This window comes from Streptosporangium album (assembly GCF_014203795.1).
In the GTDB taxonomy this organism is placed as follows: Bacteria; Actinomycetota; Actinomycetes; order Streptosporangiales; family Streptosporangiaceae; genus Streptosporangium; species Streptosporangium album.
Genome location: NZ_JACHJU010000001.1, coordinates 2,124,992 through 2,141,558, shown reverse-complemented (window position 1 = coordinate 2,141,558; position 16,567 = coordinate 2,124,992). Strand labels below are relative to the sequence as shown.

15 protein-coding genes and 3 pseudogenes are annotated in these 16,567 nt (G+C 69.4%); 9 read left to right on the top strand and 9 right to left on the bottom strand.

Annotated elements, in window-relative coordinates:
• Positions 1–49 precede the first annotated feature (49 nt).
• Positions 50–145, top strand: a pseudogene (locus FHR32_RS10045) (VOC family protein); the annotation flags it as partial.
• A gap of 142 nt (positions 146–287) precedes the next feature.
• Here FHR32_RS10045 and FHR32_RS10040 read toward each other — a convergent pair.
• Both FHR32_RS10040 and FHR32_RS10035 read right to left on the bottom strand, forming a co-directional pair.
• Positions 288–902: an SMI1/KNR4 family protein gene (locus FHR32_RS10040; RefSeq protein WP_184754061.1), complete on the bottom strand. Its 615-nt coding sequence runs from the start codon at positions 900–902 to the stop codon at positions 288–290.
• 158 nt (positions 903–1,060) lie between these two features.
• A complete protein-coding gene (locus FHR32_RS10035) occupies positions 1,061–2,140 on the bottom strand; it encodes an alpha/beta fold hydrolase (RefSeq protein ID WP_184754060.1) in 1,080 nt (359 codons plus the stop codon).
• A gap of 111 nt (positions 2,141–2,251) precedes the next feature.
• Between FHR32_RS10035 and FHR32_RS10030 the strand changes: the two genes are divergently transcribed.
• Both FHR32_RS10030 and FHR32_RS10025 read left to right on the top strand, forming a co-directional pair.
• Positions 2,252–3,028, top strand: a complete 777-nt coding sequence (locus FHR32_RS10030; protein WP_184754059.1) for a TetR/AcrR family transcriptional regulator — start codon at positions 2,252–2,254, stop codon at positions 3,026–3,028.
• A gap of 163 nt (positions 3,029–3,191) precedes the next feature.
• Positions 3,192–3,692 carry a hypothetical protein gene (locus FHR32_RS10025; RefSeq protein ID WP_184754058.1) on the top strand — a complete coding sequence of 167 codons (501 nt, stop codon included), beginning with the start codon at positions 3,192–3,194 and terminating at the stop codon, positions 3,690–3,692.
• A 911-nt stretch (positions 3,693–4,603) separates the two neighbouring features.
• Here the strand turns inward: FHR32_RS10025 and FHR32_RS45845 are convergent.
• From FHR32_RS45845 to FHR32_RS10015, 3 genes and pseudogenes are all read right to left on the bottom strand, one after another.
• Positions 4,604–5,032 carry a pyridoxal-phosphate dependent enzyme gene (locus FHR32_RS45845; RefSeq protein ID WP_345004242.1) on the bottom strand — a complete coding sequence of 143 codons (429 nt, stop codon included), beginning with the start codon at positions 5,030–5,032 and terminating at the stop codon, positions 4,604–4,606.
• A 131-nt stretch (positions 5,033–5,163) separates the two neighbouring features.
• A pseudogene (locus FHR32_RS45840) lies at positions 5,164–5,484 on the bottom strand (pyridoxal-phosphate dependent enzyme); the annotation flags it as partial.
• Between the two features lie 80 nt (positions 5,485–5,564).
• Positions 5,565–6,887 carry a serine hydrolase domain-containing protein gene (locus FHR32_RS10015; protein ID WP_184754057.1) on the bottom strand — a complete coding sequence of 441 codons (1,323 nt, stop codon included), beginning with the start codon at positions 6,885–6,887 and terminating at the stop codon, positions 5,565–5,567.
• A 193-nt stretch (positions 6,888–7,080) separates the two neighbouring features.
• On the opposite strand from FHR32_RS10015, the pseudogene FHR32_RS44180 reads away from it, so the two are divergent.
• Positions 7,081–8,325 (top strand): annotated as a pseudogene (locus FHR32_RS44180) (ABC transporter substrate-binding protein); the annotation flags it as partial.
• Between the two features lie 209 nt (positions 8,326–8,534).
• Here the strand turns inward: FHR32_RS44180 and FHR32_RS45835 are convergent.
• Positions 8,535–10,646, bottom strand: a complete 2,112-nt coding sequence (locus FHR32_RS45835) for an FtsX-like permease family protein (RefSeq protein WP_184754056.1) — start codon at positions 10,644–10,646, stop codon at positions 8,535–8,537.
• Entirely contained in the window at positions 10,643–11,341 is a 699-nt protein-coding gene (locus FHR32_RS10005) for an ABC transporter ATP-binding protein (RefSeq protein ID WP_312882217.1), read from the bottom strand. Before FHR32_RS10005 ends, FHR32_RS45835 begins: the two co-directional genes overlap by 4 nt.
• A 132-nt stretch (positions 11,342–11,473) precedes the next feature.
• Here FHR32_RS10005 and FHR32_RS10000 point away from each other — a divergent pair, with 132 nt between their 5' ends.
• Together FHR32_RS10000 and FHR32_RS09995 are read left to right on the top strand one after the other, a co-directional pair.
• Positions 11,474–12,685, top strand: coding sequence for a sensor histidine kinase (locus FHR32_RS10000; RefSeq protein WP_184754055.1), 1,212 nt, complete (start codon positions 11,474–11,476; stop codon positions 12,683–12,685).
• The gene (locus tag FHR32_RS09995; RefSeq protein ID WP_184754054.1) at positions 12,673–13,317 is read left to right on the top strand and encodes a LuxR C-terminal-related transcriptional regulator; all 645 of its coding nucleotides are present in this window, start codon (positions 12,673–12,675) and stop codon (positions 13,315–13,317) included. Before FHR32_RS10000 ends, FHR32_RS09995 begins: the two co-directional genes overlap by 13 nt.
• A gap of 57 nt (positions 13,318–13,374) precedes the next feature.
• Here FHR32_RS09995 and FHR32_RS09990 read toward each other — a convergent pair whose 3' ends face one another.
• Positions 13,375–14,541, bottom strand: a complete 1,167-nt coding sequence (locus FHR32_RS09990; protein WP_184754053.1) for a serine hydrolase domain-containing protein — start codon at positions 14,539–14,541, stop codon at positions 13,375–13,377.
• A 414-nt stretch (positions 14,542–14,955) separates the two neighbouring features.
• Here FHR32_RS09990 and FHR32_RS09985 point away from each other — a divergent pair, with 414 nt between their 5' ends.
• The 3 genes from FHR32_RS09985 to FHR32_RS09975 all read left to right on the top strand — a co-directional run bounded on the left by FHR32_RS09985 (position 14,956) and on the right by FHR32_RS09975 (position 16,193).
• Positions 14,956–15,240, top strand: coding sequence for a helix-turn-helix domain-containing protein (locus FHR32_RS09985; RefSeq protein ID WP_184754052.1), 285 nt, complete (start codon positions 14,956–14,958; stop codon positions 15,238–15,240).
• Entirely contained in the window at positions 15,231–15,503 is a 273-nt protein-coding gene (locus FHR32_RS09980) for a hypothetical protein (RefSeq protein WP_184754051.1), read from the top strand. Before FHR32_RS09985 ends, FHR32_RS09980 begins: the two co-directional genes overlap by 10 nt.
• A gap of 198 nt (positions 15,504–15,701) precedes the next feature.
• On the top strand, positions 15,702–16,193 hold the full coding sequence (locus FHR32_RS09975) for a tyrosine-type recombinase/integrase (protein WP_312882216.1): 492 nt from the start codon (positions 15,702–15,704) through the stop codon (positions 16,191–16,193).
• Positions 16,194–16,297: 104 nt separating this feature from the next.
• Here the strand turns inward: FHR32_RS09975 and FHR32_RS09970 are convergent, their stop codons facing one another.
• Positions 16,298–16,546, bottom strand: coding sequence for a hypothetical protein (locus FHR32_RS09970; RefSeq protein WP_184754050.1), 249 nt, complete (start codon positions 16,544–16,546; stop codon positions 16,298–16,300).
• Positions 16,547–16,567 lie beyond the last annotated feature (21 nt).

The following is a 16,567-nucleotide window of genomic DNA, read 5'->3' as shown; positions in this document are numbered from 1 at the left end:
TGATGTCAACGAACTGGTGAGTACGGTGTTTTCGGGGTTATCGCCGCTGGTCGTGCATCCGTTGCAGGACGAGGAGTGGGGCGTCCGCCGGTTCTTCGTCCGTGACCCGAACGGCCGCGTGGTCAACGTCCTGGGGCACCGCTGACCGCAGAGGTTCGGTGACAGCGGTGGCAGCCGATGTACGGCACCGCCCGGCCGGTCAGGTGGTGACCGATCCGTACTCGCAGCGACCGGTTCATCGTCGGCGTCTCGACCTCTTCGCGCGGCGGAGCCGGACCGCGTAACCCCTATGGAGCCTCTGTGTACTCTCGCAACTGGCTGTTCATGAGATCCCAGAAGGAGCGGCAGCGTTCGGCCCCAGGTAGCCAGGGTGCGAGATACCAGGCCTCCCACTCACCGTCCGGGGTCTTGATGTGAGGGTTGAGGAGGTACGTGCCGTCGTCGTATTCGCCGATCTGGAGGGTGTCTGGTAGGTACTCTGCCCGGAGATGGACCGTGTCCTGGCCTTCCCCGTAGACGAAGTAGTCCTCATCGGGCACGCTCAGGAGCTCCTCGTCCGGGGATGACCACATGCCGGCCAGATGCGGATCGAGATCACGAAGCCAGCCGATCTCGGCAAGCGGCAGCAATCGGCCGCAGGCGATACCGTCCTCGTCCCAACCGTTGGTGACCTGGAGGAATTCCTTGTAGCTCGGTGGCAGGCGGACACCGAGACGCTGCTCGTGCTGCACGATCTCGGGCTCAGTGACCCCAGGTGAGCCCAGCCAGTTTCGAGAGCGAGCTTCAGCCGCGAGGTGTTCGGGGTCATCCCCGTATGCACGCTCAATGGCCACCGGGCCCACGTGCCGCAGAAGGCCGAGCCAGGAATAGCGCATGTTGCCAGGGACATGGATGGCGCTCATGGGCCATACCGTACGGCAATGTGATCAAGAGGATTCAGCTGATGTGCGGCAGGCCGGTTCCTGCTAGGTAGAGAGCTTTAATGGCTGAGGTTATAGCCCGGAACTCCTGAAACTGTGGCGAGCCGCCGCAGGGAGTCCGGTACCCCTTCTCGCTCTGCTCATGAGCTGATCGCCTCGCTGGTGAGCAGGGGGCGGACCTTGGTGAGCATCAGGTCGAGGAAATGGTCGGGGCGGCGGAGGGCCGCGAAGTGGCTCGCGTCCTCGATGAGTGCGAAGTCCTTGATCGGGGCGGTGACGTCGTCGAAGAACCGCCTGGCCGACTCGGGCGGGGTGAGCACGTCATGCTCGCCCTGGAAGACGAAGAACGGGATCTGGAACGTGGTGCCCTCGGTCCACTCATCGATCGTCACGGATTCGGGTGCGACGCGTTCGGAGAAGGTCTGGCCCTGCATGTAGGTGCGCAGTTCGCGCAGGGTGTGCAGGGGCGAGGACCACAGCGAGCTGATCACCACGGTCTTCATGGTGTTGAAGGTCAGCGGGTCGGAGGTGATGAGGAGCTTGTTGTAGTGCGACCACTGCTTGAGGTCCCAGGCGGACTTGTCGGTGCCCATCGTGGTGAGGGCGGCCAGTTCCGTGCGCTTGCCCGTCTTGTCGAGCCGGTCGGCCAGCGCGTGGTAGGCCGTGTGGTCGCGGCCGCCGGCGTTGATGTTCTGGTCGGTGCCGACGTAGGCGCAGTACAGCTCGGGGTGGCTGCGGGCCAGGCGCAGCCCGACGAAGGAGCCGAAGGAGTTGGCGACCAGCACGACCTTCTCGACGGCGAGCCGGGCACGGACGTGCTCGGTGACCTCTAGGGCGTCGCGGTGCAGCTGCTGCAGGCTCATCTCGCCCTGCCCGCCGGGGCCGGTGCGGCCGATGGTCTTGCCGGCGCCGCGCATGTCCCAGCGCACGATCGTGAAGTGTCGCTCCCAGGCGCGGGTGCGCGGGGCGAAGACGAGGTTGGAGGCGCCGGGACCGCCGTGGATCTCCAGGATCACCGGGTTGCGCAGGTCATCGCCGCGGATCGAGATCCACTGGTCGATGCCGCCGATGCGGACGAAGCCGGACTCGTCGATGCCGTTCGGGGTGGTGATGCGCAGCCGCTTGGCGTGGGCGGCGCGCTTGAGCTGCCGGTGGCCCAGCAGCCCGGCGGCGGGCGTGGCGACGGCGGCGGTGGTGATGGCGAGGATGGTGTCGAGCATCTGTTATCTCCTTAAACTGTTTATGTCATAAGCGATGTGATTTAAGGTATATACAGTTAGAGGGGATGTCAACCGCTCCCCGCACGGCAGCGACCGATAGAAAGGACCGCCATGGCCAGAACCGGCGCCACCCGCAGGAACAACGAGGCCAGCGGCACTAAGGAGAAGGCGCGCGACATGCGCGCGAGCGTCGCGCTGCTGTGGGGCGAGCAGGAGCAGCCCACCCGCGGTCCCAAGCCCAGCCTCAGCTCCCGCCGCATCGCTGAGACCGCGGTGACTCTCGCCGATGTCGAGGGGCTGGAGGCCGCCTCGATGAACAAGGTCGCCGCCGAGTTCGGCGTCTCGGCGATGGCCCTGTACCGCTACGTGCCAGGCAAGGCCGAACTCGTCGAGCTGATGGTCGAAGCCGTCCTGGCCGAGCGCCCCGACCTGTCGGCAGCCGGCCCCGGCTGGCGACCCCAGCTCACCGGATGGGCCCACCGGTTGTGGGCCGTCTACCAGGCCCACCCCTGGCTACTCGCGGCCACCGCGATGCGCCGCCAGGTCATGGGCCCCAACCAACTCGCCTGGCTGGACGCCGCGCTCGCCGCCCTGGAACCGACCGGCCTGATGGTTGCCCAGCGCCACCAGATCTTCCTCCTGATCGTCGGGCAGGTGCGCAACCTCGCCCAGCAACTGGTTGATTTCGACGCCGACCACGACCGGGAATGGGGCCGCCTGACCGGCGAACTGCTCGACCGCCATGCCGACCGCTTCCCCGCCCTGACCAAGGCCATCGCCGAGGGCATGTTCGCGCCGGTGGCGATCGACCCACTCGACTTCGGCCTTGCCCGCATCTTCGACGGCGTCCAGGTACTCATCGACCACACTGGGGGAGTTTCATCCTGAAACACCGTCAGGTTTCGGTGTGCATCCGGAGCCAGCCTGTGGCGGCTGGCCGTAGCTTTAGTAAGCGGACTCCATCCTTCTTCGACAGCCGCCATCCGCTGGGACGAGGAGTTGGTCAAAATGGATGGCCCGTAGCGAAGCGGGATCTTAGGCTTCGGATCTTGTGACCTATGACATCTATTTCGGGCATCCTCGCGCTGATGGCGACGTGATCGAATCAACGGCGGTAGAGCCTGATGAGGTCGACGACGAGCCTCGTCCGGTCCATCTCACTGCGGAGCAGAGAACTGTATGGGATCGGATCGTCCATCGCGCCGCTGAGGAACTCGGACACGTGAAGACCGAGGAATACCCGTCAGGCCCCCTCTTGCGGTACGAGGGGCCTCATGGCGCCTTCCAGATCGAGTATTCCGGAGACTCGGCCTACATGGAGATCCCCTATTGGTTCTCCGGGAACGGTGCTCTTGCTGTTCTGGCCGCCGCCTATCACCTCGGCCGCATTGTCGAGGAGGAGAGCGGAATGGAAGGAGAGGATCTCCAGCTCGGCCGGCGCATCACGACGGGAGACCCGCACCCGGCTGCAACTCAGATGGGGGCCATCACTCAGTGGACGCGCGAGACCTTGGGATTGACGCCGGGGCCGGTAGCGGAAACGGGTCCATGATCGTCCCGCGTATGTCCCGCGATCATTGGCCTACGGCTGCCTATGGTGGCGCTCAGCTGCACGTGATCGCTGAGAGGGGACGCGCTAAACCCCTGGTCAGAGGCCTAACGGCTGGTCAGAAGAGTGCCCCCGGCGAGGGACCCAGTAGAAGGGAAACTGTAGGTACCCCCTCTGACCAGGAAGTTCATTCTCGACAGCTGGCGCTCGACGTGGTCCGGCCCCTCCCGCGGCGTCGTGCCCGTGCCCTCCGAGCTGCGGCGGAGGAACCCCGCTGGGCCGCCTCGTGAGGAGCGCCGGTCTTGACGGTCGGCTGGAACCCGTCCCTGACTCAGTGCCGACGCCGCCCCTTGACCGTCGCCGTGGGAACGTCTATGCCGACAGCGGCCTCATCTCTACGTCCCTGGAGATCAGTCTGAACCCGAAGGGGTTGGTCGCTCACAGAACGTGTTGTTCTCAGTGCGAGCGACTTGTCCGCTACCAGGAGGGGTGTGGAGCTGACGGCGACACCGATGGTCTGCCCGTGGCGCACCGCCGTTCGTTGTTTCCGGAGGTAGGAGAGGCTCGCCTGGCGAGAGTGGGCGTTAGCCGCGAGGCCCGGCACGCCCAGCATCTGGCCGCCCGCTATCAAAAGACCCTGGAACGCCTCGGGTATTAGGTCACCTTGATCCCACCAGACCCGGTGCCGCGCTGTGGCTGAGGCCCAAGTTTCGTCACAGCGATAGCGGGTGTCGCGGCAGGTCACCCTGGCGCTGAGGTTGGTTGTGGCAGCGGTGGCCGCTCACGTCGGCCGCGGCGGCGTCGCGCGGTGGATTGTGACCATCTGCGGACTGCCGCCAGTTCGCCGTACCAGGGTGGCAACTCCTGGGCCGGCAGGCGGGTTGGTGCTACGGCACCCATAGACAGGGCCAGGACTACGGGCGAGCTACCAGGGCAGCGAGATCGGCGTTCCCGCCACTGATGATCACACCGACGCGCTGCGCGCTGAACTGCGGCGCATGCCGGCGGAGCGCGGCGAGGCCCAGGCAGCCGGTGGGCTCGGCGACGATCTTCATCCGCGAGGCGAGCAGGAACACCGAGTCGACGAGCTCGGCGTCGCTGACGGTGAAGACGTCGTCGACCGCGTGCCGGATAATGGCGAAGGTGTGCACGCCGAGCTGCTGGGTCTGCGCCCCGTCGGCGATGGTGCGCGGGGTGTCGATGCGCACGATCGTGCCCTGGCGTAGCGAGCGCAGGCCGTCGTCGCCCGCTTCTGGCTCCACTCCATAGAGCCGGCACCCAGGCGACAGGGCCCGGGTGGCGAGAGCCGCACCGGCCAGCAAGCCGCCGCCCCCGAGCGGCACGAGGAGCGCGTCGAGCTCGCCGGCCTCGTCGCGAACAGTTCCTTGGCCGCGGTGCCCTGGCCGGCGATCACGTGGGGGTGGTCGAAAGGCGGGATGAGCGTGAGGCCGCGCTCGGTGGCCAGCGTCCTGCAGATCTCCTCCCGGTCGTCGGCGTAGCGGTCGTAGGTGACGACCTGCCCGCGGTACTCGCGGGTCGCCGCGAGTTTGGCCGCGGGCGCGTCGGCGGGCATCACGAGTGTCGCCGGGATCTCCAAGATCCGGGCGGCCAGCGCGACGGCCTGCGCGTGGTTGCCCGAGGAGAACGCGATCACGCCCGCCCGCCGTTGTCCAGGGCTGAGCCGGGACAACGCGTTGTAGGCGCCACGGAACTTGAAGGCGCCCATGCGCTGGAGGTTCTCGCACTTGAACAGCACCTCGGCGCCGATCTCCTCGTCGATCAGGCGCGAGCGCATTGCCGGGGTGCGGTGCGTGTGCGGTGCGAGGTTGGCGGCGGCGGCGGCGAGGACGTCGTCGTAGGCCGGAAGCACCACGCTCACCCCGCGCGGAGGAATGCGCGGCCACCGATGTGCAGGTAGTCCTGCCCGTCGATGGCGAAGAACACGGCAGGAGTGAGCCGCTGCTCGCCGGCGAAGCGGCTGACGTAGAGCCCGTCGCGGACGGGCAGGAAGGTGATCGGCCGGGTGGTGTGCTCGCTGGGGAGCTGGGCGGCGTCCGGCGTCACCAGCCGCAGCATGCCTTCCAGCGCGCCGCCGTCCGGTTCGAGGGAGAGCTCGAAGGCCAGGGTCCGGTACGAGCCCGCATGCCGGGTCAGATCGACGGCGGGCGGCCGCTCCGGTGCTTCGAGGCCAGGTGGCAGCCGTACGCCGAGGGCGGAGAGCTCCTTGTCGAAGAGCGGGCGGGCCACGCTGTCGATGTCCACGCCGCCGGCGTTGATCAGGACGACCGCGGCGAAGTCGTGCTCGGGCACGCAGATGAGCCGGGCCTGGTGGCCGTAGTTCGCGCCGCCGTGGCTGATGATGAGCGGCTGGTCAGGCTGCACGGTGAGCTTCCAGCCCAGCCCCCAGTGCGTGGCCTCGCCGTACGGGTTGGGCAGCGCCACCTGCGGGGAGCGCATGGCCCGTGCACTCGCGGCGGTGAGTAACCCGGCGCCGTCGGCCAGGTGCAGGCCGGCGAAGGCCAGCACGTCGGCGGCGGTGGCGCTGATGCCGCCGCAGGGCGCGGTCGAGCGCGAGTTGTCCCATACGCGCAGGATCCCCGCGGGGGTGTGCGGGGCAGCGATGCGCTGCCAGATGAGCTCCTCCGGCAGGGTGAAGGTGCGCGCCAGGCCGAGCGGTGCGGTGAGCAGCTCGCGCAGCGCGTCCGACCACGGCAGCCCGGCCAGCATCTCGATCAGGCGGCCGAGGATGACGAATCCGGTGTTGCAGTAGGACTGTGTGGCGCCGACCGGATGCACCTGCCCGAGGGCGGCGCAGGCGGCGACGTAGCGCTCGATGGCGTCGCCGCCGCGGCCGTGGTCGTCGAGCTTGTCGCCGTCGATCCCGCTGGTGTGGGTGAGCAGGTGGCGCGCGGTCACCGTGGCCGTGGCCCGCTCGTCCGCGACCGCGAAATCGGGCAGGTAGTGGCGGATCGGCCGGTCGAGGTCGAGCTTGCCCGCGTCGGCCAGCAGCATGGCGAGGGTGGCGGTGTAGAGCTTGGAGACCGAGGCGATCTCGAAGATCGTGTCGGTGGTCATGCGCTGTCCTGTGTCCAGGTTCGCCAGGCCCCAGGCCTGCTCGCGAACCTCGCCGTTGTGCCGAACGGCGAACACGGCGCCTGGCGCCCCGCTGGCGCGCACAAGTTCCTCGAAATCCGTCATAAGGCACAGATTGTCCGTCTTGGCGCCCTAGGTCTTCCCGGTTTCGACGGAAAGCAGGGCCGCACTTTCCTCACACCTGACGAACTCCTCTCGATCGAGGAGGAACGGGGCCCGACTCCCTCCAATCGAAGGAAGAAGGCAAACCGGCCAATCGGCACACTTCCGATAATCCTCACCAGGCAGGGAGCGCGCTATGAGATCGACTCGTTGGCTCGGCGGCTGGCTGTGCGCGTCCGTGATGCTGGTCGCGTCCTGCGGTACTGGGGGCGCGGCCAGTACGGCAGGCGGCACCTTCACCATGGCCGTGCCGGAGGACCCGGGCAACCTCGATCCGTTGCTCGCCTCCTCCGGCCTCACTCGGCGCATCAACCGCTTCCTCTACGACCCCCTCCTCCACCTGCGGTCCGACGGGACGCTCGCGCCGGGACTGGCCACGGCCTGGATCACCACGCCGACCTCGGCCACCTTCACCCTGAAGGAGGGCGTCACCTGCGCGGACGGCTCGCCACTGACCGCCTCCGACGTGGCCGCTACCTTCGGCTTCATCGCCGACCCGGCCAACGGCTCCGCACTGCTCGGCGTCGCCGTCACGCCGGGCGTGAAGGTGAGCGCCGATGACGCGGCCAAGACCGTGACGCTCACCGTCACCGACCCCGATCCGTTCCTGGCGCGCAAGACGACCTCGGTCTTCGTCGTCTGCCGCAAGGGCCTGACCGACCCCGCGGGCAGGCAGCGCGGCGGGCACGGCACTGGCCTGTTCAAGCCGACCGAGGCAGTCCCGGAAGACCACTACACGCTGGTCCGCCGCCCCGAGTACGCGTGGGGTCCGGGCGGCGTGACGGGCCGCGAGCCCGGCATGCCCGCGTCGGCGGTGGTGAAGGTCGTCAAGAACGAGACGACCGCGACCAACCTGCTGCTGTCCGGGCAGGTCAACGTCGCCGAGGTGAACGGCCCCGACCGTGACCGGCTCGACGCCGCCTCGATGTTCAAGCGCGAGGACCACACCATGATCGGCGAGCTGTTCTTCAACCAGGCCGACGGACACCCCGGCCAGGACCAGAAGGTACGGCAGGCGCTGGTGGCCGCCCTCGACATCCCCGAACTCGCCGGGGTCATCGCGGGCAAGGCCGGGCGCGTCCCGCGGAGCCTGGTGGCGCAGGAACCCAAGCCCTGCACCGGCGACGCCGTCACCCGCAACCTGCCCGCCCACGACCCGGCCAAGGCCAAGCAACTCCTTGCGGGCGGCACCCCACGGATCCGCCTGGTCTACCTGCCCGCCTACGGCGAGGGCGTCGCCCCGGCCGCCGAACTCATCGCCCAGCGCTGGCGCAGCCTCGGCGTCCAGGTGGAGCTGAAGAGCATGTCGCCCAGCCAGTCCAAGGAAACGCTGTACGGCACGGGCACCTGGGACGTGTCGATGATCCCCGTCAACGCCTCGCTGCCCAGCCAGCTCGCCGCCTTCCTATCCGGGCCCAACCCGCCGGACGGCAACAACTTCGCGCACATCGACAACCCCGACTACCGGCGCCTGGTCAAGCAGGCGATGGCGCTGCCGGCCGATCAGGGGTGCACCCGATGGCTCGCCGCCGAGGAAGCACTGCTGCGGCGCTTCGACGTCGTGCCCTTCAGCGAGTCCCCCACGCCCGTCTACGGCGACGCGGTGACCTTCGACCTGGTCACCGGCGGCGTGGTGCCGAGCTCGGTACGCCTGACCACCAGCCCTGGGTGCGCCCGGGCGAGGGCGCCGAGGTTGGCCGAGGGGTCGGCGCGTACGAGGACGGCGTCGTCGCGGCTCCTCGGCACAACCGCGCGCGGCAGCGTGAGGTCGCCGAAGCCCGAGCCGCGGCTGTAGATCGCCACCACTTCGGGCTGGTACGGCGTGCCGTCCCCCAGGTAGAGGTGGAGCATCGAACCGATCTTCGCCGACAGTGTGCCCGCGGCGGCCCGGCTGATCGCCACCGTCCCGGGACGCAGCCCGGCCAGCGACCCGGCCTCCACTCCGAGGTCGACCGTTCCGGACAACCCCGCCGGATCGACGGCCTGGGCCTGGTAGTCGAGCACTTCCGGGCTGTCGAGCAGGCTGATCGCGGCGTAGACGCGGGTCCGCACGACCGGCGTTGCGGCACGCACGCCCGGCAGCTTCCGCACGTCGCCGCTCGCACCGGGCGGCAGCCCCCACTCGCCGCCAGTGAGGGTGTGCGTGGCCAGCGTGCCGGCCTCCAGGTCGCGCTGGGCCGCGGACGCGGTCGTGGCCGGCAGGCCGAGCTGCAGGAGCGCGAAGCCGATCGCGAGGATCATCGGGGAGACCGTCCCGGCCAGCCGTCGCGAGTCGGCGAGGCTGTTGGCCGCGGCAAGGTAGCCCGCCGCTCCATAGGTTCGGCGGAGTCGCCCGGCGAGCATCCTGGTGCCCAGCCGCATGATCGGCGGCCCGAGCACGCTGAGCGCGATGATCATGATCAGGCCGCCGCCGGCGGCGATGGCCACCGCGAACACGCTGCTCCACCACACCGGCGCCGACGACGCGCCGATTCCGGTGATCAAGAGCAGCACGCCCGAGGTGATCCGGACCGGCGACAACCGGGGCGGCTCCACGGACGCCTCGGTCAGCGCCTGCGCGGGCAGCGGGCGCAACACCCGGCGGCTGACCGCCCAGGCGGCGGCCTGCGAGATGAGCAGGCAGGCGCCGACCGCGGCCAGCATCGGGATCGGCCCCACGGAGATCGCGAAGTCGTCGGGCGCCAGACCCACCAGGCGCAGCGCGTCGAGGAGCAGCGCGGCCAGCAGTCCGCCCGGCAGGCAGCCCAGCAGGCCCGCGAGCAGGGCGACGGCGGCGGTCTCCGCGGCGATCATGCGGGTGATGTGCCGCGAGCTCGCGCCGACCGCCCGCAGCAGCGCGATCTGGCGGCGCCTGCGGTGGGCGGTGAGCGAGAGCGCACCGGTCAGCACCAGCCCGGCGATCACGACCACGCTGCCGATCAGCGAGGCGGCCATCTCCTGCAGGTCGGAGCGCGCCTGCCGGACGTCGCCGAACTCGGCCCGGCTACGCGCCTCACCCGTGGCGACGGTGACGGAGCCGCCGAGTGCCTCTTCGAGGCGTTCGGCCAGCTCCTCCGGGCTGATGCCGGGCTGGGCCAGCACGCCGATGGCGTCGAGCGCCTGCGGCTTGCCGTACAGGCGGGTGGCCTCTTCGTCGGGGAAGAGCGCCAGCGGGCGGCGCAGGTCGCCGCGGACGATCCCGGCCACGCGGTAGGCGGCGGCGGGAGCCGTACCGGCGACGATGGTGACGCGATCGCCCGGCCGCAGCCCGGCGGCGGCGTCCATGACGACCTCGCCGGGGCCGGGGGCGTGTCCGGCGGCGAGGGTGAACGGGGCCAGCTGTGCGGTGGACCAGCCGTGACCGGTGGCGGCCGGCGAGGCGCCGTCGCCGGTGATGAGGTCGGCGGGGAAGCCGCGGTCGGGGATGGCGGCGCGCACGCCCGGCACCGCGGCCACCCGCTCGAGCAGGGCGCTCGGCAAGGTCGCGGGCTCGGTCAGCGGCTTGGTCTCGCTCTCCCCGCCGATCGTCACCCGCACCGAGTCAGGGCCGCTCACCACGACGTCGGCGGCGGCATACCGCTCGGCCGAGACCCCGGCGCCCAGGCCCGACTGCAGGATCAGCCCGCAGGCGGTCAGCAGCGCCGAGGCGGCGAACAGGGCGGCGAACGCGCCGGCCAGGCCCGCCTTGTCCGCTTTCAGGAGCTTCCAGATCAGGTCGGTCATGACGCGCCCAGCTGCGTCATGCGCTCGGCCACCTGCTCCGGCGTGGGCCGTAGCGCCTCGCCCGCCAGGTGCCCGTCGGCCAGGAAGACCACGCGGTGGGCGTAGGAGGCCGCGACCGGGTCGTGGGTGACCATGACCAGGGTCTGGCCGGCCTCGTCCACCAGCTCGCGCAGCAGCGTCAGCACCTCGCGGGCGGTCCGCGTGTCCAGCGCGCCGGTGGGCTCGTCGGCGAAGACCACCTCGGGATCGGTGATCAGCGCCCTGGCCAGCGCCACCCGCTGCTGCTGGCCGCCGGACAGCTCGGCCGGGCGGTGACCCAGCCGCGAGCCGAGCCCCACCCTGGCCGCGATGGCCATCAGCTTGGCCTCGTCCACCGGGCGTCCGGCCAGGCGCAGCGGCAGGGTGATGTTGTCGGCGACGTCGAGCGCCTGCAGCAGGTTATAGGCCTGGAAGACGAAGCCGATCCGCTCCCTGCGCAGCGCGGCCAGCCCCGGCTCGTCCAGCGCCGTCACCTCCACGCCGCCCAGGAACACCCGGCCGGAGCTCGGCGTGTCGAGCCCGGCCGCGCAGTGCAGCAGCGTGCTCTTGCCCGAGCCCGACGGGCCCATCATCGCGACGAACTCGCCGTCGGCGATCTCCAGCGTGACCCCGGCGAGCGCGGCCATCTTTCCGTATGTCTTGTGGAGCTCTTCCACCCGAACCGCCAACGCAGCCCCCATCAATCTCTCTCTGACCTGCACAAACGTAAGAGCGAGGGATGGGGGCGCGACATCCCATCGCTGGGTGTCTTGGAGGTGGTGCGGGCACCACCATGCAGAATGTCGCCCATGAACGTCCTGACGGCCACGCGGAACGCGGCGCTCTTCCTGATCATCGGGTTGGGCACCGCGCTGCTCGCGCTGCCGCTGTTCTGGCTGGTTGTCTGCACCACGCTGCTGAGCCTGGCCGGGATCGGCCTGCCCCTGATCCCGCCGGTGACGCGTCTGGTCAGGCGGCTGTCCGGGTGGCAGCGCCGCCGCCTGGGGATGCCGGCTCCGCCGTACCTGCCGCTTGAGGGGCCGCTGCCGGTGCGCGTGCGCGCGGCCGTGGGCGACCCCGCAACGCCGCGGGAGGTGCTCTGGCTCCTCGCGCACGGCCTTACCGGCATCGTGCTCGGCTTCCTGGCACTCGGCCTGCCCCTGGCCGCGCTCAACGCGGCAACCCTGCCGCTGTGGTGGTGGCTGACGCCGGGCAGCCCGCCATCGGTGCTCGGCTACGCCGTCGACTCCTGGCCGCTGGCCCTGACCGGCCCGTTCGTCGCCGCGGGCTATCTGGGCGTGGCCTGCCTGGTCCTGCCGACCGCCGCCGACCTGTCCGAACGACTCAGCCGCAGCCTGCTCAAACCCCTGGGCCGGGTACGGCTGGCGCAGCAGGTGGCGATGCTGACCGCGGCCAGGGCTTCGGCGCTCGAGGCCCACGCGCAGGAGCTCAGGCGCATCGAGCGCACCCTCCACGACGGCACGCAGAACCGCCTGGTCGCCGTCGTCATGCACCTCGGCATGCTCGAACGTGCCCTGGCCGGCGCCCCCGAGAGCACCCGGCAGCTGGCCGGACGGGCCCAGGAGGCAGCCTCCGACGCGCTGGTCAACCTGCGTGACGCCATCCGGGCCATCCACCCGCCCGTCCTCACCGAGCACGGGCTCGACGGCGCGCTCGCCGCGCTGGCCGCGCGCAGCCCCGTCCCCTGCACCGTCGAGATCGCCGACTTCCCCCGCCTGCCCGCGGCCGTCGAGGCGGCCGCCTACTTCACCGCCGCCGAAGCGCTCACCAACGTCGCCAAGCACAGCCACGCCGGCAAGGCGGTGGTGCGCATGCACCTGGACGGCGGCCTGCTGATCACCGAGATCGAGGACGACGGCGTGGGCGGCGCCCAGAGCGGCACCGGCAGCGGCCTGACCGGAATCGACCACCGAGCCGCCGCCTTCGGCGGCCGGACCACCCTGACCAGCCCGCCCGGCGGGCCGACCGTGCTGAAAGTGGAGTTGCCATGCGGGTTGTGATCGCCGAAGACGACGCGCTGCTGCGCGAAGGGCTGGTGCTGCTGCTGGCCGCCGAGGGCATCGAGGTGCTCGACGCCGTCGACAACGCCGCCGACCTGCTCGCCGCCGTCTCGGCCAAGGCGCCCGACGCGCTCATCGTGGACGTACGGCTGCCGCCGGACTTCAGCGACGAGGGCCTGCGCGCGGCCATCGAGGCCAGGCGGATGCGGCCCGGGCTGCCCGTGCTGGTGCTGTCCTCCTACGTCGAGGACACCTACGCCTCCGCCCTGCTCAGCGAGGGTGGCGTGGGGGTTGGCTACCTGTTGAAGGAGCGGGTCGGCAAAGTGCAGTCCTTCCTCGACGCGCTGCACCGGGTGGCCGAGGGCGGGACCGCGATCGACCCCGAGGTGATCGCCCAGCTCCTGGTCCGTCGCCGGGCCGATGACCCTCTCCACGCGTTGACCGCGCGTGAGCGGGAGGTGCTCGCGTTGATGGCGGAGGGGTTGTCCAACACCGATCTCAGCGAGCAGCTGGTCATCAGCGAGGGCGCGGTCAACAAGCACATCAGAAACATCTTCGCCAAACTCGGCCTCCAGCCCTCCGAAAGCGGCCACCGCAGGGTCCTCGCGGTGCTCGCCTACCTCAAGGCCTGACCGGCAACAGTCTGGCTCGTGGGGGTCCGGCTCGCGAGAGCCGGCCCGAGAGGCCTTCTACTTTCCGGCGCAGAGGGCAGTGTCGAGGGCGGCGTTGAGCTGCTTGTCGCCGCCTGCCGTCAGGGATTCCGCGGTCGCGGTGACCGTGGCCGACCGGCCGCCCTCGGTGATGCCGTTGCGGGTCGAGTAGCCGCCGACGTCACCGCTGTGCCCCCACGCGAGGCCGCCGCAACTCAGCGGGATCTTCGTCAGTCCGAGCCCGTACCCCCACCCCTGCGGGGCCCCGGCCACCGAGACCGTCCGCTTCATCTGCTCCAGCATGGCCGGCTTGAGGAGCTTGCCGCCCAGTAGTGCGCTCAGAAACCGGTTGACGTCCCGCGGCGTGCTGATCAGTTGCCCGGCCGCCCACCCCCTGGATGGATCCATCTCCGACACGTCCACCAGTTCGCCACCCGGTTTGCCGGTCCTGGACTTGTAGGCCCTGGGATGGGCGCCCCGGATCTTCTGCTCGCCGGCACCGGGCCAGTAGGTGTCGCCGAGCCCCAGCGGCGTGATGATCCGATCGGTGATCTCCGCACCCACCGGCCGGCCTGTGACCTTCTGCACCAGCAGCCCGAGCAGGACGTATCCGGTGTTGCTGTAACTCCATCCTTTGCCAGGAGCGAACAGCGGCTTCTGCGTCAAGGCCAGATCGACCAGTTCCCGCGGCTCGAAGTAGCGGTGCTGGCTTTCGAAGAACGTCCCTGCGATGGCCTTGCCGTGCTCAGGCGTGCCGGAGGTGTGCTGGAGCAGCTGGCGGACAGTGATCAGGCGGCCATCGTTCCCACTGCCGCGCACCACTCCCGGCAGGTACTTCTCGACCGGTGCGTCCAGCTCGACCTTGCCCTGGCCGGCCAGCTGCAGCACGACCGCGGCGGTGAAGGTCTTGGTGTTGCTGGCGATGCGCACCTGCCCGTTGACCGGGACCTTCGCCCGCGTGGCAAGGTCGCTCACACCCGCGGTGTAGTCCCGGCTGCGCCCGTCGCGCTCCCTGACCGCGGCCAGCGCACCGGGGAACTCGCCGCCGCCGACCAGATCGTTCAGCGCCGTCTGTACGGCGTCGCCCGGTTGGTCCCACGGGCCGACGTCGGCGGACGCCGGGCTGAGGGTCCCCAGCGCCAGGGCCAGAACCGCCGCGGCGCCTGCCCAAGCCGGGCGGAAAGGGACAGCAGGATGCTGAGACATCGGGAGACTCCCTTGATGACGTAGTTGTGATGCGTCATCAAGCATGTCGGCGCGGCCAGCTCGCGATCGATCCCGCGCGTGGGTGTTTGCGTACTACAGCCAGCGCCACCACCTACGAGACCCTTCAACGAGCATCACCCACATCGGGTCTGCCCAGTCTCTTCGGTGTAACTGATCTTTGTGGGTTCTACTTGCGGACGGCTGACAGCTGGCCTTCGAAGGCGATCTCGAAGTAGGCATTCCCTTCCGCGTCAGAGTTAATGAACCAGCCCCGGTCCGAAACACCCATCAACCGCGGGTAGTTTGATCACCCGTTGGAAGAGGTTGGAGCAGGTGGCAGGACCACAGCAGGACCCCAAGGCTTCGCAGGCCCGCACGAGCGGGACAGGTAAGCGTACGCGGCCGGCCCCGTCGGTGAAGTACCAAGTGTTCGTCGACGTGCTCACCGGACAGGCGATCCAGGGCGAGGCAGCCGAGAAGTACGGCGTCAACCGGATGACCGTGAACGCGATCTGCCGCACCGCCAAGCAGGGCGCGCTGGACGCGCTGGCGGCGACCTCCACGCCGGCGCGTCCGGGAAAGAGCCCCGAGGCCGCCGAACTGGAGGCGGCCCGCAAAGAGATCGAGCGGCTGCGGGCGACGGTGACCGAGCAGGCCGTCGCGCTCCATCTCCACCAGGGAAAATCGCTTTGGGGCTGAATGCCGGCCTGGTCCCGCCGCGAGTGGACGTCTGCGTCAAGGCCGGTCTGCTGGAACTCGTCGAGCACGGCGCCCGTGAAGGCGGCTGGTCGGTCCGCCGTTCGGCGGCGCTGCTCGGTCTGGATCACGTGCGGGTGCTGCGCTGGCAGGCGCGCGCGGTGGTCGGGCGGCTCGATGACGCCAAGCCCGGTCCCGGGGTCCTGCTGTGGTCCTGCCACCTGCTCCAACCTCTTCCAACGGGTGATCAAACTACCCGCGGTTGATGGGTGTTTCGGACCGGGACTGGTTCATTAATTCTGACGCGGAAGGCCCCACCCTGGCGAGGGACCGACGGTTACCCACATCTTCACACTGCGCAACCTCTATCGGCTGGGGTATGACGCCATCGCGGACAAGCTCAACCTCGAACCCGAGAAGTATCCGCCGCCGATGCCGGTAGATCCGAGGCGCGCGCTGGGCCGGTGGAGCGGCTCTGCGGTACGGGAGATCCTGCTCGTCCTCAGGCGAACAAGCGGTGGACGAACAGCGGAGAGACCCACGACGAACGTGGCCTCAAACACCGGGCCAAGGACGATACACGAGACATTCCGATCCCTCCGGTCCTTGTCGTCGCCCTTCGGGAGCACATCGCCCGGTACGGCACGGCTGAGGATGGCCGGCTCTTCCGGACGAGCAAAGGCCGTCCGTTCTCCTCCTCGGCGTATTCGGCCGTCTGGCAAGAGGCGCGGCGGCTGGCCTTCACCCCTGAACAGGTCGCTTCCCCGCTGGCGGCCCGACCGTACGATCTGCGCCACGCCGCTGTCTCGCTCTGGCTGAACGCGGGTGTTCCGGCCACCGAGGTCGCCAAGCGGGCTGGGCACAGCGTTGACGTGCTGCTCCGTGTCTACGCCAGGTGCATGGAAGGACAGCAGCACCGCGCCAATGGGAAGATCGCCGATGCCCTCAGCGGTTGATCCAGAATAGTCCTGACGGATTTCCATGACGCTGAGCCCGGGGTACAACGACCGGCGGGCTCAGCGTCATGGTTTTTACGCCGAGCCTGCCGTCCGTATTACATCTATATGCGCCCATCAGGTCTTCCGTGGAGTTTGAAGATGTCTTGTACCTGCTGAGCCCAGAAAACAAAGGGCTCGTCGAACCGGTAACCAAGCGAACGAGCCATTTCGTAGAAGCCCGCCCCTGGCTCCTTATCGCCGTACTTGTGAGTGACGATGGAGGTCAGAGCAGGTCTTTCCGCCCTGTGCTCATCCTCGAAGACGGCTCCGAGCAGATGGCTCATCAGAGCAGAATGGGGATCAAGCTTCACTGAGTCATTGTCAGCAACCGG